Here is a 24102-nt window from a genome sequence, read left to right as displayed (position 1 = left end):
TCTCCAATCAAAACTGTAACAAAAGTTATAGCTTATATTGGGAAAGGCTGGGCAGTTTTCAAGCAGCAAGTGTCAAATAATTGACTAAAATCAACGTTAGGGCTGCAACCAAATACAGCTGGCCATCCGGCCAGTCTGGCCATCACGGCGGTAGGAGTAAAACAATTCGGCTTGCGAGTAAGTGCAGTAGTTGCCGCCGTATATCGCCTGCACCCCAGCGCGTTGCAAACGCAGCCGGGCCAGTTGGTACAAATCAGCCAGCCACTTGTGTTCACCCTGTTGGACAAAGGCACTGGCTGCAGCTGCATCACTGGCGTTAAATTGCTGTACGACTTCACTGCCGACCTCAAAGGCCGAAGGCCCAATGGCAGGCCCAAGCCAGGCCATGATCTCAGCGCCAGCCGCAAACTGGGCTAAGGTCCTTTCCAACACACCAGCAGCCAGGCCGCGCCAGCCAGCGTGGACGGCTGCCACCTGACTGCCGCTGGCATCACAGAGCAGCACCGGCAAGCAATCAGCCGTCATCACCGTACAGACCTGGCCTGCGTGCTCACTAAAAGCCGCATCGGCAATCACCGCCCCCTGATTGCTCAGAGGCAACACAGCAACCTCAGTGCCATGCACCTGTTCCAGCCAAAGCGGTGGCTGAGGCATAGCAGCGGCTGCGGCCAACATCTGGCGATTAACTGTCACTGCAGCCGGTGCATCGTCCACATGGCTACCCAGGTTCAAGCCGCTAAAACAGCCAACCGACACACCGCCCAAACGGGTACTGCTGATGGCCTTCACCCTGGCAGGTGCCGGCCAGTCCGGTTGAATCAGTTGCAACTCAGGCATCGTCCATGCCATGTTCCTGCGTATCAGCCCGCAGGGTCTCGACCAGTAAGCGCATATCCTCCGGGATCGGTGCCTGCCATTCCATCGGCTCACCGCTGATAGGATGCTCCAGTTTCAGCAGGGCGGCATGCAGCGCCTGACGCTGAAAGCGTTGCAATACCTGGCGAAACTGCTCGCTGGCACCGCGCGGCGGCCTGGGCCGGCCACCATAGACAGGATCGCCAACCAAAGGATGATGCAACGATTGCATATGGACCCGAATTTGGTGAGTGCGACCGGTTTCCAGCCGCAGCCGCAAGCGGGTGTGGGCCCGAAAACGTTCCATCACCCGGTAATGAGTAACAGCCGGCTTGCCGCCTTCATCAATCGCCATCAGGGTGCGTTGGGTTTGATGGCGCCCTATAGGGGCATCGACGGTCCCCCCACCAGTTAAGGTGCCATGACAGACGGCTTCGTACTCACGGGTAATCAGGCGCTGTTGCATGGCTGAAACCAAAGCCGTTTGCGCCGGTACCGTTTTAGCCACCACCATCACACCGGAAGTGTCTTTATCCAGCCGGTGAATAATACCTGCCCTTGGCACTTCCACGATATCCGGCACATGGTGCAGCAAAGCGTTCAGCAAGGTGCCGGCTTGATTGCCAGCACCGGGATGAACTACCAAACCGGCCGGCTTGTTGATTACCAGGATATCATCGTCTTCGTAAAGGATAACCAGGTCAATAGCCTCGGCTTCGTGCTGCACTTCTTCCTGCAGCTCTGCATCCACGGCCAGTTGCTCACCACCCAGCAATTTATGTCTGGGTTTGGTTTCTACCGCACCATCAATTTGGACCTGGCCGGCCTGGATCCAGTTTTTTATCCGCGAGCGGGAATAATCGGGGAACAATTCGGCCAGTACCTGATCTAACCGCTTACCGTAAAGATGGTCAGGTACGATTTCTGTCAATTTGATCTGTTTTGTCATAGCGGAAGCAGGTATCCTGTGTGCATTCCCGAAGGCTCTGGGTTAGAATCGGGTTTCTCTGGAGCATATTTTAACGGTTTTACCACCAACTGGACAGCCAAAGGCTGACGGAGATATGAATTTAACCATGAACAGCAAGTTTTCTACTATTTTCTGGGTAATTTTACTGACCCTGACACTTAGCGCCTGTGCTGGCAAACGCAAGCAAGAGCCTGTATCGGTAACTCAAAATGCCCAAGTCATGTACGACGAGGCCAAACGTGTACTGGATTCAGGTTTATACAACCGCGCCATCGAGCTGCTTCAGGCTGTTGAGAACCGTTACCCCTTTGGCCCTATGGCCCGTCAGGTGCAGTTGGATATCATCTATGCTTACTACCAGGCCAACAACTTACCGCAAGCCATCGCCAACATCGATCGTTTTATTCGGCTGAATCCAAACCATCCGGATCTGGATTATGTGTATTACATGCGCGGTCTTACCAACCTGAAGGCAGATGAGAACGCCTTTCAGTCGTTCTTTGGCATTGACCAGGCCGACCGTGACCTTGCCAGTACCCGTCAGGCTTTTGATGACTTCCGCATCCTGATTACCAGTTACCCGGACAGCAAGTACAGTGCAGATGCCCGTATCCGTATGCAGCATATCCGCGAAACACTGGCCCGCCATGAGCTGCTGGTTGCCGATTACTACATGCGCCGCGGTGCTTATTTGGCTGCCGCCAACCGTGGCAAATACATTGTGGAGTACTTCCGCGAATCGCCTCAGGTAGAACAAGCATTGGAATTGATGGTGCAAGGCTACGATAGACTAGGTTTAGAAAAGTTACGGGATGATGCCTACGAAGTGCTGAAACTGAACTTCCCAAACAACAGAACCCGCATCTAAGCCGAAGCTTACCGCTCAAAAAAATACCGCCTGTTGGCGGTATTTTTTATACATCAATCCAAAGCATCCAGCGCTTCCGATAAACGGCCGATGCCAGTTACTTGCATGCCCTCAATCGGTTCTTTCGGGCAATTGGCTTTGGGCACAATAGCTCGCTTAAAGCCATGCTTGGCAGCTTCGCGCAGTCGCTCCTGACCGCTTGGCACCGGCCGGATTTCGCCGGATAACCCCACTTCACCAAATACAACCAAATCAGGCGGTAAGGGTTTGTTGCGAAAGCTGGAGACCAATGCCAGCAAGGTGGCTAAATCGGCACTGGTTTCCTGCACCCGGATACCACCCACCACATTGACAAACACATCCTGATCGGCCATCTGCAAGCCGGCATGGCGATGCATCACCGCCAACAGCATGGCGATGCGATTTTGCTCCATCCCCACGGTTACCCGGCGAGGATTGTTCAGCGGCGAGTGGTCCACCAGCGCCTGAATTTCCACCAGCAAAGGCCGGGTCCCTTCCCACAGCACCATCACGATGCTACCGGACTGGACATCCTCGCTCCGACTTAAGAAAATAGCAGACGGGTTTTTCACTTCTTTCATGCCCTGGCCGGTCATGGCAAAAACCCCCAACTCATTTACGGCCCCAAAGCGATTCTTATGGCCACGCAGCGTGCGGTAACGACTGTCGGCATCACCATCCAGTAAAATAGAGCAATCGATGCAATGTTCCAGCACTTTCGGACCTGCCAGGCTGCCATCTTTGGTCACATGCCCCACCATAATCACCGCTATGTTGTGCTGCTTGGCAAAACGGGTCAGGTAAGCGGCACTTTCCCGTACCTGCGACACGCTGCCGGGGGCCGACTGGATCTCGGCCATCTGCATCACCTGAATGGAGTCAATCACCATAATCCGCGGCTTTTCCTGTTGGGCCAGGTGGCAAATGCTTTCCACATTGGTTTCCGCCAGCATCCGCAGTTTGCCGGTTGGCAAACCAAGCCGGTTGGCGCGAAGCGCGACCTGTTGCAGCGACTCTTCCCCGGTGACATAGAGTGCATTGCCCTGCTCCGCCAGACCACACATCATTTGCAGCAACAGGGTGCTTTTCCCTGCCCCCGGGCTACCGCCAATCAACACCGCCGAACCTGGCACGATGCCACCACCCAGCACCCGATCCAACTCCAGAAAGCCAGAGCTAAAGCGTGGTACATCCTGTAAATCCACTTCATCCAGCCGCAACACCTTCGCAGCTGTCGCTCCGGCATAACCGCCAAAGCGGCTGCTTTTGTCTTTCGCCGGGCCAAGTCTCACCTCAGTGATGGTATTCCAGGCTCCGCATTCGCTGCACTGTCCCTGCCAGCGCATAAAGTCGGCCCCACAGTCGTTGCAGACGTAAGCCGTTTTATTTTTTGCCATTTCATTCCTCAACGGGTATGGATATTGCATTTCATGTCGCAACCACGTAGCGTACTGTCATTATACCGGCAGTTGCACAACATGTTGACGCTGAACTCTGTGAGATTATGACAGCCCCAGACCTGCAAGAACACCTTAGCATCATAGAGCGACTAAAAAGCTCAGTACAAACATCTGATTTTGATCAGATGTTTGCCGTGCTAACCAGTGAACTGCCTAAATCCAAGCAATTCCTGCTCAAAATGGAGCTAAAACGGCTTTCTCAGCCTTGTGACTTTTATATCGATTTGCGTGGTCATGTCGATGGCACAGTGCATACCTATGAGTATGAAGGAAAAACGCACTACATGGATGACAATGCCGTGGAGGTATTCGAACAAGGCATCCGCGACTATGGCCGCTTTACGTTGGGTGTGTACGAAGATGTGATGAACACCGACAACAATTACCGGGTGATGCATCGTAAAGAAACAGAAGCACGAATCAAGCAGGTACTAAGTAATGAGCAAGGGCTGAGCGATGCGGAGCTTACAACCGAGCCAGTCACCCGTCATCTGGCCCGCTCGGTACAATTTGGCAGCTACCTGAACCGCAGTGAAGAGCGGATGAACTACAGCATCACTGTAGAAATCGTGCTGGGTAATGGCAAAAAATACAGTGCCCAAACCACAGATATATCTGTACAAGGCTGCAAGCTGAAGCTGGCGCGACAGATAAAGTTAGCCGAAAACGACCAGCTTGGGATCTTCTTCCGTGAACTGGAACAGGAGTACACCCTGGATCGCAACAACCCGATCCATTACCAGATTGTTGAAATAAGCCTGCTCGATCAAAAAACCCAACAATTGCGTGTCAAAAGGCTTGAGCAAAGCAGTCAGCAAGAACAAGAATTTACCCATTTTATCGATCGCTTTATCCGGGCGAACAAAAGACGCTACAAGCTAAATTTGGACAATGCCCTGGATGCCGTGATTGTGAAAGGCTACGAGCAGTTTTATGTACCGAGAACCAGCAGCCTGCCAGTTTTTATCTCTGTACGACAAGGCAAGTCGCATCCGCAGTGCGCCTTAACCACCGAAAACAACCGCGCCAGCTTTCATTATTTTCAGGATGAGCTGCAACGTTCCGTTCTACCACAAGTGCTTAGTGCCAAACGACTGAAACAACTGCTGCAATTACCGGAAGGTCAGCGGCAAACGCTACTGTATTGCTTTACCCACGCCTCCAAAGGAAAATTGTATTTTTACAGTGCAACCGAGGCAGAGCTCGCCACTGAAAACGGGTTAAGCGCTCTGTTTCTTGGTTTTGGCGCCAGTAAAAAAAGCTGGAAAGTATTTCAGCTTAGCTTTTTAAATACCAGTTCGGAATACAGCCAACTCCACTTCCAATTACCTGGGGATACCTCCGCGGACACCAAAGCCAAGAATACCCAACTTTTGGATGCCTATTTAACGCCCTTGCGCTTTATTGTTAGCCTGACCGATATCAGCACCGATAGCAGCAGTTCCTGGTACCAGCAATTGAGCTATGACAAAAGTGCTGTTCGAGCGCTGAATCAGTTTGCCCATGCCAAATTAAACCAGTTGCCGTTTTGCGAAGCCATACCCGTTAAGTACGTCAATCTGCGCTCAGAAGACCGCTACTTGTACAAAACCACGGTACAGCTGCAAAACGCTCAAGAACAGAAGTTACCTGACGCTTTTAGCCGGGACTTTTCACCCAATGGCATGCAGGTAGAAACCATGTTGCCCACTCAGTTAAAGCGTGGCGACTTGGTCCGCTTGAACCTGCCCGAGTTGCAAAAAATCAGCAACAAGTTTCAGCTTAAGCAACTGCTGTATGAAGTCATGGCGGTCAGCAAAAGCGGAACCATTATGAATCTGAAAGTAGTAGAAAATGATGATGGCCATCAGGGCAAAGCATTTTTCCAACTTCTTATCCAAAATAACCGCAGCAAGCTGACGGTAGCCGAAGAGCAGGTAAAGCACCCGGGGCTGGCACCAGCCCTGCGCAATATGTTTATCAAGGCCTTGAATAGTTTTCCATTTTATTTACACCGCAAGGGTATTCGCTATGAAATGAAAGCAATAGCTCAAGGAGGGCAACCAAACAGCCTGCACCTGCTGCTGGCACAATTAAGCACGGAACCAGAGCACTTAAATATTGAGCCACTGCTTAAACACAATGCGGTCAACTTGGCCTTCGCCAGCCAACTAAAACAAATGAAACGCCAGGATCCACCAAAAAATTACGAGCTGTATTTGAAAGTTACGCCCAAGGCGGATACCAAACCTGAATTAAGTTGCCATTACGATTATGAGTTTAACAACGAACCGGAAAAGAAAGCCTTCATCGCTCAGTTAATTGCTGATGAAGCCGTACTGTTTTGTTATCGCATCTGGCTGTCGCGTACCGGCCGGCCCGACAGCGACTTCATCGCTCAGGAGCTGAATTACATTAGCCAATACGCTATTCATAAAGCCAAACTGCTGGAGGAAGAACTATGGAGCGTAGTCGGTGTTGGCGAACTGGTTGATATTACCGATGAGTTATTATTGCGATTGGATATTCCGCCAGCACAGCGCCAACAACAAAGCAGCTTGCGCACCAAGGTACTTACTTCGGCTTCAGACTAACCAACCAGTCGGCTAATGTGGGAAAGTGATCCTGCACCGCCAAAGGGTGCGTCAGCATGCTGATATGATCGTAATCGGCAAGGGCACCTGACGCTTTGCTCAAATGAGTAAAGCGAGCCTGCTGCTGATTAGTTTCCGCCATAAAAGCTTTCACATCATCCGGATGCCCCAATACCCGATCTTTTTCTGCCACAAAATGCCAAAGTTCTGGCCAAGTCGTGTTTTGGGACGCGGTTTTATAATCAAAACCATCGCTGCAATCGACAAAGGCATCCTGCTCTATCCAGCGGATGCAATCGAGCAAGAACTGTTTAGGCTCATCATCAGCACCAAAACGCCAGCGTTTGGCCGGGAAATAACCGTGCCTTTCTGCCAGCCAGGGGGCCAATCGATTCCACATCCAGTCGATTTTTAATTTTTTTTCAAAACTTTGCACCCGGATGCGACGTTTGCTGCCAAAACAGACTTTGGATTGCACCAGCGGCAACAGCTCTGGATGGCGACTTAAACTGGCCGCCGCCAGCACCCCACCCCAGGAGTGCGCGATCAGATGCAGCGGCTGCTGATTCGCTTCAGCAACATGGCGCACTAACGCCGGAATATCCTGACAGATTAACTGCTGTTGGCTGTGATCGAAGCCACTGGAGCTGTGTGGTAAGGAGCGACCCCGGCCAGCATAATCGGCACAGTAGACCGCAAACCCCTGATCGGCCAGATAGCAGCCCAGGCCTTTACCGGATTGGGTGTAGAAAATCCGGCTATTGCCAATGGCTCCATGCAGCATCAGTACAGTGCCAATTGGCTGCTGCAACGGCAACAAGCGGCGGATATGCAACTGATAGCCTTTCACCGGTAAAAAGTACGAATGCTGTTGATGCTTCATCAGACAAGTTAGTCCAGCAAATACAGCAGCTGCAGCAAAGAGCCATGGCGAATCGCCGCTTTGGCTTTGGCCTGTACCAGTGGCTTGGCATGAAAGGCCACGCCCAGTCCCGCTTCTGCCAACATTGGCAAATCATTGGCACCATCACCAATTGCCACTGTTTGATGCTTTGCCAGATGGTACTGACAGGCCAACTGCCCTAACACCCTGGCTTTGGTGCTGGCATCGACAATAGCACCCTGCACTTCACCAGTTAGTTTGCCATCCACTATCGCCAGCTCATTGGCAAAGGTCGCCGACAAGCCCAGTTGCTGTTCCAGCGCCTTGGTAAAATAGGTAAAGCCACCGGAGGCGATGGCCACATGCCAGTTGTAACGCTTGAGCTGCGCAACCAGTTCGGCCAGCCCAGGCATCAGCGGCAGCTCTGCCAACACCTCGGCCAGAATAGTGGCATCGGCGCCTTTCAGTGCCGCCACCCGCTCACGCAAGCTGGCAGCAAAATCCAGTTCGCCACGCATGGCTCGGGCAGTCACTTTAGCGACTTCATCACCAACACCGGCTTTGCGGGCAATTTCATCAATGCATTCAATTTCAATGGCGGTCGAGTCCATATCCATTAGCAATAACCCTGGCTTATTCAGGCTGGGCGCTTGCTCCAGATACACCAGTTCCAGCGCTTGCGCCTGCGCCCATTGCCGCACTTCCTGCTGCTCATGCAGTGCTAACAGCGTTGGTAGTTGCAGCAACAGGGCTGGTGCTAAATCCGGGTGTGGCTGATACAAACGAAGCGCCAGCACCTGTTGCGCCAGCGTCGGGCAGCTGGCAAAAAGCGCCGGCAACTGGGCAAACGTCAGGCTGCCGCCAAAAATCCGCAGACTGGCCTTAGGTGTAAAGTCACTGAGTTGCGGCTGCAGCGATGCGGTGGGCCAGTTGGCAACCGGCGAGCTGGTTTGGATACTAAGCTCACCGTGCTGCAGACACAGCAAAGCCTTTTCATGTTCAGAGCAACAATCGGAGAGGTTCTTCGATGGCCAGTCAGCGGCCTGAAATTGATAGCAATGCGACACGACAATACCGGGGTTGGTTGCGGTTTTTCTATTCTACTCATAAAAGCTACCGGCTGTCAGTGCTTTCGCCGGGCCTTTCGGTCGCACTTTTACCAAACATGCCCGCAAAAGCAGTTGGCGCTGCCATCATTTTACGTTTATTGTAAGGCGATTTTAATTTTTTAACTTTTTTTACTTTTTAAGCCATAGACAAAGTTTGGATCAAGTCGCAAACCTGCCAACAAGCCAATGAGCTATCCGCACTTGGCTTTGTCACTGCGGCTGATTGCTACCCTGACCTCGCTGCTGTCGGTCTGGGACATTATTCGTCAACCCGCGCTCTATGCGCTAAGAGGTCGTTAACATGAAGAACACCCTATTCGGGCTACTACTAGCCCTCACCCTAAGCAGTTTTCAAACACTGGCCGATAGCCCGCCAGTGACCAGCACTGAGTTGACAGAGCCCGCACAATTTACCGGTGCATGGTACGGTTACATCACCATGCCCAACACCGAATTGCTGCTGATTGTCACACTGGAGCACAGTGACAACCACTGGTCCGGCACCTTTATGCTACCAAGCCAAAGTGCAACCGGCACGCCACTGGAGAACTTTAGCGTCAGCGACAACCAGCTTGCTTTTAGTACCCCCAGTGGCAGCCGTTTTGAAGGGCAACTGGACGACAATCAACGCCTTCAGGGCACTTTTACCCAGGGCACGGTGCAGCGTGCAGTGAACCTGGGCCGTGAGGTCATCGATCCCAATGCCACCTTCACCCTGACGAGCCGTTGGGGTAACATTGATGTTGAAACCTTTGCCTCTGGCCTGGTCCGTCCCTGGGGGCTGGACTTTTTGGACAATGACCGCATTCTGGTGACGGAGCTACCGGGCCGATTGCGCATTGTCGAAGCGGATGGCAGCTTGGGCGCCCCGATTGCTGGGGTACCGGCCGTTAACCAGATCAACCCGGCAGGTTTATTCGATGTGGTGCTGGCGCCCGATTTTGCCACATCGCAGCGGATTTACCTGAGCTGGGCCAAACCCGATGCGGCCGGCAGCAATGCCGCCAGCACCTCGATAGCCCACGCCCGCCTGGCCGACGGTGCCTTGCACGATTTCACCGAAATCTTCAGTGCCTACCCGAAAGTACCGGGCTGGCACTACGGCGGCCGGATGGTGTTTTCGGCCGATGGCCAGTATCTGTTTCTTGGCCTGGGCGATCGCGGCGATCAATTGATGCAATCGCAAGAGCTGGGGAGCCACACCGGAACCCTGATTCGGATTCATCCAGACGGCTCCGTACCGGCTGACAACCCCTTTATCCACACCGCCGGTGCCTTGCCAGAAATCTACTCGTACGGCCATCGTAATATTCAGGGCCTTGGCATCCAGCCAGGAACCAACCGGTTGTGGGCGACAGAGCATGGCCCTCAGGGGGGCGATGAAGTCAATACACCTGAGCCCGGTAAGAACTACGGCTGGCCTATTATCACCCATGGCGAAGAATACGGTGGCGGCGAAATTCCGCTGGCAGTTGGCTTTAAAAAAGAGGGCATGGAACAGCCGGTCTGGCACTGGACGCCATCGATTGGCGTGTCTGGCATGACCTTTTACCAGGGCGAGTCATTTCCCGCCTGGCAGGGCAATATTCTGGCCGTTGGTCTGCGTGACCGCAATGTCGCACGACTCGAGATCGATGGTGACAGAGTCATCCATCAGGAGAATTTGCAACTGAAAGACCGCATTCGTGAAGTCAAAGTCGGGCCGGATGGTTTCGTTTACCTGCTGACCGACGAGCAGGGAAATGGCAAAATACTGCGTTTACGACCCGCACAACCACAAGGATAACCCGATGTTTGTTACCTTAGTTGCCCTCCATGTGGCAGCCGCCGTCTCCACCCCGCTGGCAGCACAAACTGCTGCCGAAAGCGCCGAAATAGAGCGTCTGGTCATCACGGCTACCCGTACCGCCCGCCCCTGGCTGGAAACTCCCGCTGCGGTGGAGCGTGTCGATGTTAAGAGCCTGACACCCGGCATGCGCACCGATGCCGCAGAATTGCTGGAAGGCATGGCAGGCCTTCAGGTCGACACCCGCTTTAACTTTGCCCAGGATACCCGCATTACCTTACGTGGCTTTGGTGCCCGCGCCGCCTTTGGCGTGCGCGGCGTGCGACTGCGACTGGATGGCATTCCCCTGTCGATGCCAGATGGTCAGGCACAAACCTCCAGTATTTTGCTGGATGAACCGAGCAGCGTCGAAGTGTTGCGGGGCCCACTGGCAGCCATTCATGGCAACTCGGCCGGTGGGGTGATTGATCTGCAAAGCAGCCGGCCGCTGCAAAGCACGGTGTCGGCCAACCTCAGTACTGGCAGTGCCGGGCGCGAGCGCCAGCATCTGCGCGCCGTTTATGCCGATGAGCGCCAAAGCTTTAGCGGCGACTATGCCCGCTTTCGTACCGATGGCGACCGGCCAAGCAGTGCGGTAAAACGCGATCAATGGGCACTGCGCTGGTACCGGGATCTTGGCAAGCAGGCGGAGCTGATTCTACGGCTGGATGACAACGATGCCCCTCTACTGCAAGACCCTCTGGCTTTAAGCCCAGAGCAGTGGCGGGAAAACCCCAGACAAACCGCACCCCAGGCAGCCACCTTCGGCACCCGTAAAAGCATTCGCCATCGTCAGCAGTCGCTGACCTTGCGGGCTCGCGACTTCAGTACGCTGTACTGGTTGGCCGACTGGCAGTTGTCAGCTTGGCATGGCAAGCGGGAAATTGAGCAGTATCTGGCCTTCCCTGGTACCGCCATCAGTTCATCCGGGGCCGTTATTGATTTAAGCCGCTCTTTTTATGGCACCAATCTTAGCAGTACCGTGCAACCTTTAGCCGACACACCCTGGCAACTGACGCTGGCACTGGAGCAAGAGCAGCAAAAAGACGAGCGGCTTGGCTTTGTTAATGACTTTGGTAGCCGTGGCGAGCTGCGCCGCGATGAAACAGGCCGGGTCAACAGCCGTGATGCCACCCTCATCAGCGACTGGCAGTTCCATCCGCGCTGGGGCTGGGTCACAGGTGCCCGCTTGAGCCGCATCGACTTTACCGTGGCCGATCGCTTTATTGTGCCCGGCAACCCGGATGACAGTGGCGAGGTTCGTTATCAGGAAAATGCCTGGAGCTCGGCGCTAAACTTTGCAGTGCGTGATGATCTCAGCCTGTTTGCCGGCACCGGTGTTGGCTTTGAAACGCCTACCTTAACCGAAATGGCATATCGTAATGAGGGCTCAGGCCTGAATACTGAGCTTAATGCCGCCAAAGTGCGCCAGCATGAGCTTGGCCTGAAGCTGCAACGCGAGCGCTGGTTGCTGCAGAGCGCTGTCTTTGTGATTGATACCGACGATGATTTGCTGGTGGATCAAAGCATCGATGGCCGCACCACTTACCGCAATGCCACCAACACCAAACGTCAGGGCTTTGAGCTAAGTAGCCGCTTCACCCTAAGCGAAACGCTCAGCTGGCGCGCCAGTTACAGCTGGCTGGATGCCAGCTTTGGTCAAAGTGAAGCAGATGCCAATAGTGGCAATCGCTTGCCCGGTTTAGCCCGCAGCAACTTTTTTCAGCAGTGGCAATGGCAACCTGTCAGTAGCGGTACCTTACAACCGCTGAGTCTGCGCCTGAACCATCAGTACCGATCGAGCGTGCCGGTCGATGATGCCAACAGCATCGTTGCACCAGGCGCGCATTTGTGGGGACTGGCGGCACAGACGGAGTGGCAATGGGGCCACACCTGGCTGGATGCCTGGCTACGGCTGGATAACCTGACCAACAAAGACTATGTCGGTTCGGTGGTGGTGAACCAGGGCAATGGCCGCTCGTTCGAGCCAGCGCCAGGCCGGCTGTGGATGGCAGGCATCACCCTGCGCTGGTAGGATCTAACCGGAGTACCTGTTGAGTATTGTGCCAGAGCGCCTCGGCCAGTTGTTCTGGCGGCTCTGGCCGTAACTGGCAAAAGTGTTGAAACACCAGCGCCAACTGGGCCGGTGTATTAGTCTGCCCCTGAAAGCCGGCCAGTGGCATGGCCGGCGCATCGGTTTCCAGCACAAAGGCACTTAGCGGCAACTGCTCTACCGCACGCCTGGTTTTGGCCGCGCGTTCATAACTGATAGTACCGCCAATGCCCAGCTTAAAGCCACAATCAATAAAAGCCTGGCCCTGCTCCGGGCTGCCGGAAAAGGCATGCAAAATGCCGCCATCCGCAAAGTTTTCCCGCTTAATTGCCGCCAGCAGATGCGGTTGGGATTTGCGGTGATGCAAAATAACCGGCTTATTCAGCCGGGCAGCCAGCGCCAGTTGGGCTTCGAACAGCTGCTGTTGCATGGAAAAGGTCTCGGGCGCAAGCGCGAAATCGAGGCCGATTTCGCCAATCGCACAGATTGCGTCCTGCTGCTCACGCAGCATGGTCTCCAGTTCTGTCACCACCTGTAGGCTGTGCTGCGCGGCCCACCAAGGGTGAATACCGAGTGCAATCTGCCAATCTGGCTGCTGCTGACGCAGTTGAAGTAACGGCTGCCAATCTGGCTGCTGCTGACGCAGTTGAAGTAACGGCTGCCAGGCTGCCTGCTCTACCGCTGGGATCAGCAGCGCTGCTACCCCAACGGCCTGAGCCGCTTGCCAGTGAGCGTCCATCTGAGGAGCCAGCTCTGGCAGGTTCAGATGGCAGTGACTGTCGAACAGCCTTAAGGACATAGCCGGTCAATCGACCAACGGCTATCGTCCTGTTGGCGGTACATAAAGCGGTCATGCAACCGGTGCTCGCCGCCTTGCCAGAACTCAATCTGATGCGGTCGCACCAAAAAACCGCCCCAAAACGAGGGCAGTGGCACTTCGCCGTGCTCAAATTTGTGTTTGATCTCGGCAAACTTTTGCATCAAGGCCTGCCGGGTCGAAACCGGCCGGCTTTGCTCGGAGGCCCAGGCCGCTAACTGGCTTTCTTTGGGCCGGGATAAAAAGTACTTCATCACCTGCGTATTAGAAACCCGTTCAGCCGTGCCATAAACAATCACCTGACGCTCCAGCGGATGCCAGGGAAAGTGCAAACTGACTTTGGGGTTGGCTGCCAGCTCAGTCGCTTTGCGGCTGCCCAGATTGGTGTAGAACACAAAGCCATCGGCACTGACATCCTTTAACAGCACCAGCCGCTGCGACGGCTGACCACTGGCATCCACCGTCGCCACGCACATGGCGGTCGGATCCGGCAGCTCGGCAGCAATGGCATCTTTTAGCCACAGCTCGAACTGCTGAATGGGATCAGCATGCAGCTTATCCAGATCGAGTTTGTCTTTGCTATAACTGCGCCTGATGGCATCAATCTTCATTACATCCGCTCCATCACCTCAATGCCCAGCAAGTACAGCCCCTGGCGTAACATGCGGGCGGTTAAAATACTCAACATTAAACGGCTGGCTTTGAGCTCTGGTTCAATGCCGTCTTTGAGGATAGGGCAAGCTTCGTAAAAGCTCATAAAGAGACTGGCCAATTCATACAGGTAGTTGCACAGCAGATTGGGCTGGGCATCTTTCATCACCTGCTGCAAGGTTTCTTCGAAGCGCAGCAGTTTGACTGCCAGTTGCAGCTCCTGCGGCTGTTGCAGCACAATCGCAGCCTGGAAGTCATCGCTAAGTTCTGCTTTGCGCAAGATGCTGCGCACCCGGGTGTAGGCGTACTGCAGATAAGGGGCGGTGGCCCCGTCAAAGCTCAGCATCGCATCCCAGCTAAAAACATAATCGCTGGTACGGTTCTTCGACAGATCGGCAAATTTCACCGCACCAATGCCCACTTTGGCTGCCACTTCCGCCTGCTCGGCAGCGCTTAGCTCGGTTGCTTTCTCCGCCACCAAAGCTCCGGCCCGGCTGATGGCCTCATCCAGCAACTCGGCCAGCTTGACGGTACCACCGGTGCGGGTTTTAAAGGGTTTGCCGTCTTCACCCATCATGGTGCCAAACGGGCAATGATGGTAAGCGGTATCGTCACGCAGCAAACCGGCTTTACGGGCGGTCAGCTCCACCTGCTTAAAATGCAGGCCCTGACGGGCATCGGTAAAGATAATGATGCGATCGGCCTTTAATTGCTGGCTGCGGTACTGGCAGGCCGCTAGATCGGTGGTGGAGTACAAGAAGCCACCACCGGTTTTTTGAATAATAAAGGGGGATGGATTGCCGTCTTTATCGGCCAGCTCCTGCAAAAACACCACCAAAGCGCCCTGATCTTCCACCGCCAGGCCACTGGCTTTGAGCTGTTCGACAATGCCGTGCAGCATCGGGTTGTAGGCACTTTCCGGCTTGATGTCATCGTGCGTCAGAGTGACATTCAGTTTCTGATACACCTCATCGCTGTGCTTAATCGAGGTATCAATAAACAATTGCCACAGCTTCTGGCAATGGGCATCACCACTTTGCAGCTTCACCACATAGTCACGGGATTTATCGGCAAAGCCGTCTTCATCGTCAAAGCGCTTTTTCGCTTCACGGTAAAAGTTTTCCAAATCGGCCAGCGCCACCTGCTCCAGATCGATGCCAGCCGCCAGCTTGTCTTCCAGATGCGCAATCAACATGCCGAACTGGGTGCCCCAGTCACCCATATGGTTTTGCCGGATCACGGTATCGCCCCAGAATTCCAGGCAGCGCACCACCGCATCGCCAATGATGGTAGAGCGCAAATGGCCAACGTGCATTTCTTTCGCCAGATTGGGCGCGGAATAATCCACCACTACCCTCTGCGGGCTGGCATTAGGCGCCACGCCAAGACGTGGGTCCTGCGCGGCCTGCTGCAACTGGGCAGCCAGCCACTGTGGCTTTAAGCTGATATTGATAAAGCCTGGCCCGGCAATCTCGGCCTTGGCAGCAATATCGTCCAGCGCCAGCGCATCCAGCAATTGCTGGGCTAACTGACGCGGATTGGTTTTCAGCGCTTTGGCGGCGCTCATGGCACCATTGATTTGGTAATCACCAAACTCAGGCCGGGTGCTGACCGTGACGGCCGGGTTGGTATCGGCTGGCACGCCCAGGGCGGCAAAAGCTGCCTGCGTTTTTTCGGTCAATAATTGTTTAATATTCATTTGCTTGCCCTGTTAGTGCTCACGGGTTTTGGTGAACTGAATGTTCGGGTAACGCTCTATCGCCAGGTTCAGATTCACCATGGTCGGTGCGATGTAAGTCAGATTATCGCCGCCATCGAGCGCCAGGTTCTGGCTGGCTTTCTTTTTAAATTCTGCCATGGCTTTGCTGTCGTCGCTGTACACCCAGCGGGCAGTGGACACGTTGATGCTTTCGTACAAAGCATCGACGTTGTATTCGGATTTTAACCGGTGCACCACCACATCAAACTGCAGAATACCAACTGCACCAACAATCAGATCGTTGCTGTCGATGGGCCGAAACACCTGCACCGCCCCTTCTTCCGACAATTGCACCAGACCTTTGAGCAGTTGTTTTTGCTTAAGCGGATCGCGCAAACGAATGCGGCGGAACAGCTCCGGTGCAAAGTTTGGAATGCCGGTAAACTGCATGTCCTCGCCCACGGTGAAGGTATCGCCGATTTTAATGGTGCCATGGTTGTGCAGGCCAATGATGTCTCCAGGCCAGGCTTCTTCAACATGCTCGCGATCGCCGGCGACAAAGGTCAACGCATGCGACACTTGCACATCTTTGCCAAGCCGGACATGGCGCATTTTCATGCCTTTTTCATACTTGCCGGAGCAAATGCGTAAAAACGCCACCCGATCGCGGTGCTTCGGATCCATATTGGCCTGAATTTTAAAAACAAAGCCGCTAAAACCAGGTTCATTCGCTTGCACCAAGCGGGTATTCGTTGCCCGAGGCTGTGGCGTCGGCGCCCATTCGGTCAGGCCATCCAGCATATGATCGACACCGAAGTTACCAAGAGCGGTACCAAAGAACACCGGGGTCAGCTCGCCTTTTAAAAACAGTTCCTGATCGAAGGCATGGCTGGCGCCCTGCACCAATTCCAGCTCATCACGCAGCGTCTCAGCGAAAGAACCAATCGCCGCATCCAGCTCCGGGTTATTAATGCCGGCAATGATGCGCACGTCCTGAATGGTGTGACCCAGGCCCGATTTGTACAGGATGACTTCATCACGCAGCAGATGGTACACCCCTTTAAACTCCTTACCACAACCAATCGGCCAGGTAATGGGCGCGCAGGCAATATTCAGCACGCTTTCTACTTCATCCAGCAGATCAATCGGATCACGGATATCCCGATCCATTTTGTTCATAAAGGTCAGAATGGGCGTATCACGCAGCCTCGTCACTTCCATCAGTTTGATGGTTCGGTCCTCAACCCCTTTGGCAGCATCAATCACCATCAGACAGGAGTCCACCGCCGTCAGGGTACGGTAAGTATCTTCCGAGAAATCTTCGTGACCGGGTGTATCGAGCAGATTGACCAGGCAGTGGTTGTACGGAAACTGCATCACCGAGGTGGTCACCGAGATGCCCCGCTCTTTTTCCATCTCCATCCAGTCGGAGGTGGCAAACTGACCGGACTTTTTGCCTTTGACGGTACCGGCTTTTTGGATCAATTCTCCAAATAGCAACACCTTCTCGGTGATGGTGGTTTTACCGGCATCCGGGTGGCTGATAATAGCAAAGGTGCGCCGGCTGTTGATTTCCTGCTGTAACTGTTGGTTGCTCATTCAATACTCGTTGCGACAATAGCAAATAACGCAAAGGATCACGGGATCCGCTGCGATGCATAAAAAATTTGCCGCATTTTACCGCGAATGATGGATCGGGGGAAACCTTATTGTCGGCTTTCACTTAGCCAAACTGGGTCAGATAACGCACAACCTGCTGTTCCAGCCAGCTGGCCACCCGGCCCATGGCATAGCCCTGCTCGCAAATTAACTGATAGGATTGCCAGTTCAGCGCCCCCGGATGCTTCAGTACCCGCAGTTGCTCGTTTTTAAGTTGCTCCATAATCACCGGCTGGGGCAAACGGGACCAGCCGGCGCCACTAATCACTGCATCGCGAATCAGTTCAAACTGAGTCAGCGCCAGGTAGTTAGATGCACCCGATAGCTGCGGTACCAGCAAATCATCCTGCAAATAGGCGGTTGTTACCTGGGTGTACTGCTGCAAGTCATCATCATGCACTAAGGGCAAGCGGCAGAGTGCATGCTCAGGGCCGGTGACCATCATTACCCGAAGGCCGCCAAGCGGGCGAAACTGCAGGCTTTCGTGCGGTTCATTTTGCTGGGCCAAGCCAAACGCCAGATCGACCGATTGCCAGTCCACCAGCTCAGGCAGTTCTTGCGGCGGAGCCAGATAGACCGAAATACCGGTCAGCGGGAACTGCTGCTTTAAGGCCGTCATGGTTTCGCGCCAGAAGCGCTCCGGTAGCGCATCGTCCCGGGCAATGCGAAGTGTTGATTCAATGCCGCTGCGCTGCTGCTGACAACGCTGCTCGATTTGGCGAGCCGATTGCAGCAATCGGATGCAATCCGGTTTAATGGCCCAGGCAATAGGCGTGGCGGCCAGCTCATTGCCGGAGCGCTCAAATAAAGTTACCGCCAGCTCATCTTCAAAACTGCTGAGCACGCTGCTGATGGTGGTGCGACTGCGACCAAGCTGGCGGGCCGCGGCCGCTACCGAGCCCTCTTCCAGCACCACCAAAAATACTTCAGCCTGAATAACTTTCATCACAACCCCCATAGGCGACGAAAAATTCGTCGGCTAGCGATTATCTACTTTAATTTACTGTCACTTAGAATACCGCCAACAAAGCAGCTCAGCAAGGTTGGTTAATTATCAAACAAACCTTACTGACGAATACTTTGTCACTTTTTTGCCATAAATCGAGGTTTTTATGTTGTCGCTGAACATCCGTTCGGAGTCATCAATTCTTAAGTTCTCTGCTGCCGGTGCTGGTTTTTTCGCCCTGGTCGGCATAGGTTGGGGGCTCTGGGCCCATTCCATGGCCATCGTGTTTGACGGTAGTTATTCACTGGTCAGTTTAGGATTGTCTTTGTTGTCGTTGCTGGCACTTCGGGTTGCCAGCGCTCCTGCAGATAGCCGTTTTAACTTTGGCAGGCTGCAAGCTGAACCATTGTCCATTGCCGTAAAAGGCATGGTGATCCTGCTGGTGTGTGTAGTCTCTTTTGCTGCTGCGGTGATGGCAGTGTTAGATGGTGGTCGCCAAGTTGCAGCCGATAAAGCCATTTTCTTTGCTCTGCTCAGCGTTTTGGTTTGCTTCGCCATTTGGTGGCGATTGCGCCGGGCCAATCTTTCATTGCAGTCGGTACTGGTTGAAGCCGAACAAAACCAGTGGTGGATGGATGCCGTGTTAAGTCTGGCTGTATTGCTTGGTTTTATTCTGACCTGGAGCCTGCAATTTACCCCTTATGCTGGCTGGGCGTTGTATGCTGATCCGGTGATGGTAATTCTGGTATCCGGTTATTTTATTCAGGTGCCGCTGCGTATGTTGTGGCACTCTATCAATGAACTGCTGATGATAAGCCCTCCGCCAGAGCTGCGTAAGCAGGTTTATCGCGAGCTGGAAAGCCTGGGGATTTCACACCGCCAGTGCAAGATGGCCAAAAGCGGCAGCTACCTGCTGCTGGAGGTGCGCATAGGTATCAGTAGGATCGAGCAAATGCAGGGCTTGCAACAGCAATTGGAGCGTAAATTAGCTCACTTGCCGCTGGAGCCTGTCGTTTGGTTGGATTTTTATTGTCAGAGTACCCGTCCAAAGCAACAAACCGCCTAATCAACTCGATAAACCATATATCCCGGTGCTGGTCTGCTGAGCACACCGGGGTTTCCCTTTCCCCCCCGCTAAGGATACAATGCGCAGGTTTTGCCAATTGCTAAGCGAGGAAGAGTCATGCCTGATATCGTAGTGATGTTTTTTTTGTTGGGCTTGTTGGCAGGTATCCTGCGTTCTGATCTCACCATTCCTAAAGCCGCCTACGATACTCTTAGTTTGTTACTAATGCTGACCATAGGCCTAAAAGGTGGGATGGCCCTGCACGGCAATCTGAGCTGGCAGCTGGTACCGGAGCTTGGCAGTGTTATTCTGATTGGCGCCCTCTTCCCTTTAATCCTCTATCCGGTATTACGCAGCCTGGTACGTTTATCATCGGCCGACAGTGCCAGTTTTGCCGCTCATTATGGCTCGGCCAGTGCCGGTACCTTTGCCGTTGCCCTGGCCTATGCCGAAAGCATGCAGCTGACCATTGGCGCTGAAGTCACCCTCTATCTGGTGATGCTGGAGCTACCGGCCATTATGGTGGCGCTGGCTATTTACCGCTGGCGGCAAAGTGACGGGCCAAAAACCAGCCAAAGTGCACTCTGGCACGAAACCCTGACCAACCGTGGCGTGGTGTTACTGGCCGGTGGCGTACTGATTGGCTACATGTATGGTCCACAGCAGGGTTCCGCCGTCACTGAGCTCTTTACCAATGCCTTTAAAGGGGTGCTGGCGCTGTTCTTGCTGGAAATGGGCTTAACTGCTGCGGAAACATTGAACCGCATTTCACTGCGTTACTGGCGGGTGATTTGTTTTGCGCTGATTGCGCCGGTAGTACTGGCGGTCTGTGGTGTCTTTACCGGCATCTGGCTGGGCCTGCCGGATGGCTCCATTCTGATTTTAGCCAGTTTAACCGCCAGCGCATCCTACATTGCAGCGCCAGTGGCCATTCGCACTGCTATTCCTCAGGCAGATATCGGTTTGTCTTTGTTGGCAGCGCTCGGCATTACTTTCCCGCTGAATGTGCTGTTAGGCATTCCGCTCTACCTGCAACTAATAAACTGGCTGCATTAAGTCTGAGCTGAGCTGACGCTCAGCTGCAGTCCCATCACCAGGGCATCCTCAGTCCCTGAGCTGCCCTGGTAGTAGTTTTTGCGCCGGCCGGTTAATTCAAAACCAGCCGCCTGGTACAAAGCGATGGCAGCAGTATTGGATACCCGCACTTCCAGCCAGACCTGATGGCAGCCACGTTGTTTTGCCTGTTCTAGCATATGCTGCAATAAGGTTTTGCCATAGCCTTTGCCTTGCTCATCCGGTGCTACCACTATATTGAATAGCGTGGCTTCATCCAGCACCTGCTGCGCCAGATAGTAACCACACAGCTTACCTTCCACCCACAGCACGAAATTGAAATAATCCTGGCTCAGGCAACTTTCAAACAGACTTAGACTCCAGGGAGCAAAAGCAGCTTGTTGTTCAATGGATAGGATTTCTGGCAACTGGGCAGCCGCCAACGGCTTAATCATTCGCATCAAGATAATGACTTAAACAAGCCCAGAGTTGGCGTTTTAATGCCGACGATGTCAGGGAAGAAAGTTCCGGGCTGATGAGCTGATGCCCGCTCAGAGTACACTCGGTAGAACCTGGTAGTATCGACCAGTACAAAGAACCAAGTTGTAACCCTTGAGGAGTCGTATCCGGTTGTTGACGCAGCAGATAGACCACATCTTGCACCAATGGATGATTTTCTTGCGGACACAACAGTGTCGGCCCAGTAGCAGTATCGTCTACCACATCAGCAGGAGTGATTTCTGGCTCAGGTTGAAAACAGGGTTTGAGCTGTAACGGCTGGATGGCTAAAAGTTGTAACAGCTGACGCTGAGATGAATTAAGCACGGGATTCACCTGTGTCTGTGGCACTTAGTGTGCTCAGACCAAAGTGGCAGGGGCAGAGGGATTCGAACCCCCAACCGTCGGTTTTGGAGACCGCTGTTCTACCAATTGGAACTATGCCCCTACGTTTGGTCGCGCCATTATACAAAAGCCGACTGAAAGGTAAAGCAGAATTCATCCTATGCTCCTTTGATTGCATAGAAAACATACACGCTTTGCTAAAAAGAAGAAAGCCCGGCACACAACACCGGGCTTATCAGAGGGAGCAGCCGTTTAATCGGACGCTTTGCTTTGGCGATAACGTTCAAACCAATGGATCACATAAGCAGGTTTGGCCATCAGATTGCTTGGCCTGGCATGCAAGGCATGCGATGCGCCCGGGATCCGCACCATGGCGGTATCAATGCCACGCAGTTGCAGTGCCTGATAGTACTGTTCAGTCTCAGAGATCGGCGTGCGATAATCGGCATCACCGGTAAACAGCATGGTCGGCGTAGTGACATTGCCAACATAACTGATGGGCGAGTGCTTCAGGTAATGTTCAGGCATCTCCCAGGGCAGACCTGGGAACCAGTACTGAGTAAAGTAGTTGTACATATCGGCATTCAGCACAAAGCTGTACCAGTTGATGACCGGATTAATGGCAGCCGCAGCGGCAAAGCGATCGGTATGGCCAATGGTCCAGGTGGTCAGTACCCCACCACCACTGCCACCGGTAATAAAGAGCTCCTGCTCATTAATAAAACCTCGGGCAAGCACAGCGTCGACGCCATCCATCAGATCGTTGTAATCGTAGCTTGGGTAGTTGTGATGGATAAGGTTGGCAAAATCTTCGCCATAGCTGGTACTGCCCCTTGGGTTGGTATAAAGCACCACATAGCCCTGCGCTGCCATCAACTGCAACTCCATCGCAAACACCGGGCCATAAGCAGTGTGCGGGCCACCATGAATTTCCAGGATCAACGGGTATTGCTTGTTGGCATCAAAACCCGGTGGATACATCAGCCAGCCGTGGATTTTTTTGCCATCGACCGAAGACTCATACCAGATCTCCTCGACCTGGCCGATGGTGCGCTTAAACAGCAGATCGCGGTTCAGGTTGGTCAAGGTGCGGTTGGTACGTCGATGTTGCATCGCCAACTCGGATGGACGTTCGGTACTTGCCTGGGTATACGCAATCAACCCATTGTCTGCCACGCTGAACTGACCACCACTGTATGGCCGGCTGAAGCTGGTACCGCCCAAGTCAGTCACCAACACCGAACGATTCCCTCGCAGCGGCTGCTCAGCAACTTTGCCAAGCCCCAGATCATCGTACTGAATATAAAGCCCACGACTGTTGCTCTGCCATTGGAAGGCATTGATATGGCGATCCAAATCTTCGGTCAGGTTGCGGACATTGCTGCCATCTAAATTCATCACATACAGCCGGTTAGCCTGATGAGCCAGCTTTCTGTCTTCAAACCCAAGGAAAGCCAATTGACGACCATCCGGTGATAGCATCGGTTGGCTGGCAGGTCCTGCCGGATCGTAGATTTGTTCAATGCTGCGATCAGAAAGAGTTAAGCGATAGATGGCAGAGTTGACCGGCGTACGGTAAGCAGCTTCACGACGGTTGGCAGCAAAATACACCGCTTTGCCATCGGCTTGCCAACTCAAGTCACCACTGTGATTGTAATCACCCGTTGTCAATTGAATGGCAGAGCCACCTTCAGCGGCAATCAGGTAGTGATGACGATATCCGGATGGCAAATAACCGGCACCATCAGCACGGTACTGCATGCTGTCGATGTAAATCGGCGCTGGAGCCCAATTAGCAGTTGCAGGCTTGCCAGGCAAAGTCACTGGTGGTGGAGCTGACTTGGCAGTAAACATGTTAAAAGACAGCCAGTTACCGTCAGGAGACCAGGTCAGATTAGCCGGCGTATGCGGCAACTGACTGATTTGCACCGAGCGGCCGGAGTCCAGCCACAGCACATGGATTTGACCATCCTGCACATAAGCGATCCGCTTTTGATCCGGCGACCAGCGGGGTGAACTGGCATTGCTGTCGGTTTGGGTCAGCGGTTGCATGGCAGAACCATCGGCATTCATGATCCAAAGTGCCATCCGGCGGCGATCGGTTTGTCTGTCAAACCAATTCCGCACAAACACGATTTGATCGCCTTTGGCGTTGATCTGAGGATCAGTCACCAGTTCTAAATGAAATACATCATCGTATTTTAGCGGATTGACTTGTTGCGCTATTGCAGTAGCCGTCCACAGCAAAAGCAACGGCAAACAGAGTTGAAGGATTTTTTTCATAGTTCGTTTCCTGGACCTTGGGATCAGAAACATACTACTCCAGCTGGCAGCGCCGGGAATACAATTTGCGGTTAACTGGAGCAAGAACAAGATGGAGTCAATCGAAGTAAGACTGCATTTGTTACGAGCTACAGGCTGAGACACTCCTTCAGCCTCGCCACAACAACTACTCCGGGCATCCTGCCCTACGCACTTCGGGCCAGCTAAAGCTGTTCAAATGTGCTCCCGGCACATTTGTCGCTAACGCTCAAACATGTTGATGCCGATCTGAACGAGGCCTCAGCCTTCGCAGATAGCTGGGTGATGCACCGAACCGGCATGGCGACTAAAACGCCGGGAGCGTTTTAGGACTGCCGTAGGCAGGCCCGAAGGGCGAAACACAGGGAAGTGTTTCGCAATGCCACCTCGGTGGCAGGCATGGGTGAGTAGTACTTCCGCGCAGCGGATAAAGCAAAAAGCCCACTCAAC

20 protein-coding genes and 1 tRNA gene are annotated in these 24102 nt (G+C 53.6%); 6 read left to right on the top strand and 15 right to left on the bottom strand.

The genetic code is table 11. From position 1 onward, the window contains the following. Window positions 1–96: 96 nt before the first annotated feature. Window positions 97–828: a peptidoglycan editing factor PgeF gene (gene pgeF, locus QWF21_RS00105; protein WP_330086394.1), complete on the bottom strand. Its 732-nt coding sequence runs from the start codon at window positions 826–828 to the stop codon at window positions 97–99. A 1-nt stretch (window position 829) separates the two neighbouring features. Next, window positions 830–1804 (bottom strand): 23S rRNA pseudouridine(1911/1915/1917) synthase RluD, encoded by a 975-nt coding sequence (rluD, locus tag QWF21_RS00100; protein WP_330086003.1) that lies wholly within the window; start codon window positions 1802–1804, stop codon window positions 830–832. A 115-nt stretch (window positions 1805–1919) separates the two neighbouring features. Here rluD and QWF21_RS00095 point away from each other — a divergent pair, with 115 nt between their 5' ends. Beyond that, a complete protein-coding gene (locus tag QWF21_RS00095) occupies window positions 1920–2693 on the top strand; it encodes an outer membrane protein assembly factor BamD (protein WP_330086002.1) in 774 nt (257 codons plus the stop codon). Between the two features lie 53 nt (window positions 2694–2746). Here QWF21_RS00095 and radA read toward each other — a convergent pair whose 3' ends face one another. Further along, window positions 2747–4111: a DNA repair protein RadA gene (gene radA, locus QWF21_RS00090; RefSeq protein WP_330086001.1), complete on the bottom strand. Its 1365-nt coding sequence runs from the start codon at window positions 4109–4111 to the stop codon at window positions 2747–2749. Window positions 4112–4218: 107 nt separating this feature from the next. Between radA and QWF21_RS00085 the strand changes: the two genes are divergently transcribed. After that, a complete protein-coding gene (locus tag QWF21_RS00085) occupies window positions 4219–6747 on the top strand; it encodes a PilZ domain-containing protein (RefSeq protein WP_330086000.1) in 2529 nt (842 codons plus the stop codon). Here the strand turns inward: QWF21_RS00085 and QWF21_RS00080 are convergent. Both QWF21_RS00080 and serB read right to left on the bottom strand, forming a co-directional pair. Then, on the bottom strand, window positions 6728–7630 hold the full coding sequence (locus QWF21_RS00080) for an alpha/beta hydrolase family protein (protein WP_330085999.1): 903 nt from the start codon (window positions 7628–7630) through the stop codon (window positions 6728–6730). The two genes, QWF21_RS00085 and QWF21_RS00080, sit on opposite strands and share 20 nt — an antisense overlap. A gap of 8 nt (window positions 7631–7638) precedes the next feature. Continuing rightward, on the bottom strand, window positions 7639–8607 hold the full coding sequence (serB, locus tag QWF21_RS00075; protein ID WP_407935247.1) for a phosphoserine phosphatase SerB: 969 nt from the start codon (window positions 8605–8607) through the stop codon (window positions 7639–7641). A 433-nt stretch (window positions 8608–9040) separates the two neighbouring features. Between serB and QWF21_RS00070 the strand changes: the two genes are divergently transcribed. Both QWF21_RS00070 and QWF21_RS00065 read left to right on the top strand, forming a co-directional pair. Continuing rightward, window positions 9041–10525 carry a PQQ-dependent sugar dehydrogenase gene (locus QWF21_RS00070; protein WP_330085997.1) on the top strand — a complete coding sequence of 495 codons (1485 nt, stop codon included), beginning with the start codon at window positions 9041–9043 and terminating at the stop codon, window positions 10523–10525. Window positions 10526–10529: 4 nt separating this feature from the next. Beyond that, entirely contained in the window at window positions 10530–12599 is a 2070-nt protein-coding gene (locus tag QWF21_RS00065) for a TonB-dependent receptor family protein (RefSeq protein WP_330085996.1), read from the top strand. On the opposite strand, the gene QWF21_RS00060 is transcribed toward QWF21_RS00065, so the two are convergent. The 5 genes from QWF21_RS00060 to QWF21_RS00040 form a co-directional block, all read right to left on the bottom strand. Next, window positions 12583–13416 carry a TatD family hydrolase gene (locus tag QWF21_RS00060; RefSeq protein ID WP_330085995.1) on the bottom strand — a complete coding sequence of 278 codons (834 nt, stop codon included), beginning with the start codon at window positions 13414–13416 and terminating at the stop codon, window positions 12583–12585. The two genes, QWF21_RS00065 and QWF21_RS00060, sit on opposite strands and share 17 nt — an antisense overlap. Beyond that, entirely contained in the window at window positions 13407–14045 is a 639-nt protein-coding gene (gene pdxH / locus QWF21_RS00055; protein ID WP_330085994.1) for a pyridoxamine 5'-phosphate oxidase, read from the bottom strand. The genes QWF21_RS00060 and pdxH overlap by 10 nt, the downstream gene beginning before the upstream one ends. Then, a complete protein-coding gene (argS, locus tag QWF21_RS00050) occupies window positions 14045–15784 on the bottom strand; it encodes an arginine--tRNA ligase (RefSeq protein ID WP_330085993.1) in 1740 nt (579 codons plus the stop codon). The genes pdxH and argS overlap by 1 nt, the downstream gene beginning before the upstream one ends. A 12-nt stretch (window positions 15785–15796) precedes the next feature. Then, window positions 15797–17383, bottom strand: a complete 1587-nt coding sequence (gene prfC / locus QWF21_RS00045; RefSeq protein WP_330085992.1) for a peptide chain release factor 3 — start codon at window positions 17381–17383, stop codon at window positions 15797–15799. A 124-nt stretch (window positions 17384–17507) separates the two neighbouring features. Next, entirely contained in the window at window positions 17508–18389 is an 882-nt protein-coding gene (locus QWF21_RS00040) for a LysR family transcriptional regulator (protein WP_091345504.1), read from the bottom strand. 166 nt (window positions 18390–18555) lie between these two features. Between QWF21_RS00040 and QWF21_RS00035 the strand changes: the two genes are divergently transcribed. Next, the gene (locus tag QWF21_RS00035; RefSeq protein ID WP_330085991.1) at window positions 18556–19455 is read left to right on the top strand and encodes a cation diffusion facilitator family transporter; all 900 of its coding nucleotides are present in this window, start codon (window positions 18556–18558) and stop codon (window positions 19453–19455) included. A 117-nt stretch (window positions 19456–19572) separates the two neighbouring features. After that, entirely contained in the window at window positions 19573–20511 is a 939-nt protein-coding gene (locus QWF21_RS00030; RefSeq protein ID WP_330085990.1) for a sodium-dependent bicarbonate transport family permease, read from the top strand. Here QWF21_RS00030 and rimI read toward each other — a convergent pair. The 5 genes from rimI to QWF21_RS00005 form a co-directional block, all read right to left on the bottom strand. Beyond that, a complete protein-coding gene (gene rimI / locus QWF21_RS00025) occupies window positions 20508–20963 on the bottom strand; it encodes a ribosomal protein S18-alanine N-acetyltransferase (protein ID WP_330085989.1) in 456 nt (151 codons plus the stop codon). The two genes, QWF21_RS00030 and rimI, sit on opposite strands and share 4 nt — an antisense overlap. After that, on the bottom strand, window positions 20956–21333 hold the full coding sequence (locus tag QWF21_RS00020) for a hypothetical protein (protein ID WP_330085988.1): 378 nt from the start codon (window positions 21331–21333) through the stop codon (window positions 20956–20958). Before QWF21_RS00020 ends, rimI begins: the two co-directional genes overlap by 8 nt. 44 nt (window positions 21334–21377) lie before the next feature. After that, window positions 21378–21454, bottom strand: a tRNA-Trp gene (locus tag QWF21_RS00015). 149 nt (window positions 21455–21603) lie between these two features. After that, window positions 21604–23634, bottom strand: a complete 2031-nt coding sequence (locus QWF21_RS00010) for a S9 family peptidase (RefSeq protein ID WP_330085987.1) — start codon at window positions 23632–23634, stop codon at window positions 21604–21606. Window positions 23635–23913: 279 nt separating this feature from the next. Next, window positions 23914–24102: hypothetical protein (locus tag QWF21_RS00005; protein WP_330085986.1), on the bottom strand; the 189-nt coding region annotated here is incomplete at its 5' end.

Origin of the sequence: Alkalimonas mucilaginosa (genome assembly GCF_036327005.1) — a bacterium.
Lineage (GTDB): Bacteria > Pseudomonadota > Gammaproteobacteria > Enterobacterales > Alteromonadaceae > Alkalimonas > Alkalimonas mucilaginosa.
The sequence above is the reverse complement of the archived record's forward strand: the minus strand, read 5'-3'. Positions and strand labels throughout refer to the sequence as shown.

Excerpts from the sequence above, each read along its gene's own strand:
- rluD (WP_330086003.1), bottom strand. The coding sequence starts at position 1,804 with ATGACAAAACAGATCAAATTGACAGAAATCGTACCTGACCATCTTTAC.
- QWF21_RS00095 (WP_330086002.1), top strand. The coding sequence starts at position 1,920 with ATGAATTTAACCATGAACAGCAAGTTTTCTACTATTTTCTGGGTAATT.
- radA (WP_330086001.1), bottom strand. The coding sequence starts at position 4,111 with ATGGCAAAAAATAAAACGGCTTACGTCTGCAACGACTGTGGGGCCGAC.
- QWF21_RS00085 (WP_330086000.1), top strand. The coding sequence starts at position 4,219 with ATGACAGCCCCAGACCTGCAAGAACACCTTAGCATCATAGAGCGACTA.
- QWF21_RS00080 (WP_330085999.1), bottom strand. The coding sequence starts at position 7,630 with ATGAAGCATCAACAGCATTCGTACTTTTTACCGGTGAAAGGCTATCAG.
- QWF21_RS00070 (WP_330085997.1), top strand. The coding sequence starts at position 9,041 with ATGAAGAACACCCTATTCGGGCTACTACTAGCCCTCACCCTAAGCAGT.
- QWF21_RS00065 (WP_330085996.1), top strand. The coding sequence starts at position 10,530 with ATGTTTGTTACCTTAGTTGCCCTCCATGTGGCAGCCGCCGTCTCCACC.
- QWF21_RS00060 (WP_330085995.1), bottom strand. The coding sequence starts at position 13,416 with ATGTCCTTAAGGCTGTTCGACAGTCACTGCCATCTGAACCTGCCAGAG.
- pdxH (WP_330085994.1), bottom strand. The coding sequence starts at position 14,045 with ATGAAGATTGATGCCATCAGGCGCAGTTATAGCAAAGACAAACTCGAT.
- argS (WP_330085993.1), bottom strand. The coding sequence starts at position 15,784 with ATGAATATTAAACAATTATTGACCGAAAAAACGCAGGCAGCTTTTGCC.
- prfC (WP_330085992.1), bottom strand. The coding sequence starts at position 17,383 with ATGAGCAACCAACAGTTACAGCAGGAAATCAACAGCCGGCGCACCTTT.
- QWF21_RS00040 (WP_091345504.1), bottom strand. The coding sequence starts at position 18,389 with ATGAAAGTTATTCAGGCTGAAGTATTTTTGGTGGTGCTGGAAGAGGGC.
- QWF21_RS00035 (WP_330085991.1), top strand. The coding sequence starts at position 18,556 with ATGTTGTCGCTGAACATCCGTTCGGAGTCATCAATTCTTAAGTTCTCT.
- QWF21_RS00030 (WP_330085990.1), top strand. The coding sequence starts at position 19,573 with ATGCCTGATATCGTAGTGATGTTTTTTTTGTTGGGCTTGTTGGCAGGT.
- rimI (WP_330085989.1), bottom strand. The coding sequence starts at position 20,963 with ATGATTAAGCCGTTGGCGGCTGCCCAGTTGCCAGAAATCCTATCCATT.
- QWF21_RS00010 (WP_330085987.1), bottom strand. The coding sequence starts at position 23,634 with ATGAAAAAAATCCTTCAACTCTGTTTGCCGTTGCTTTTGCTGTGGACG.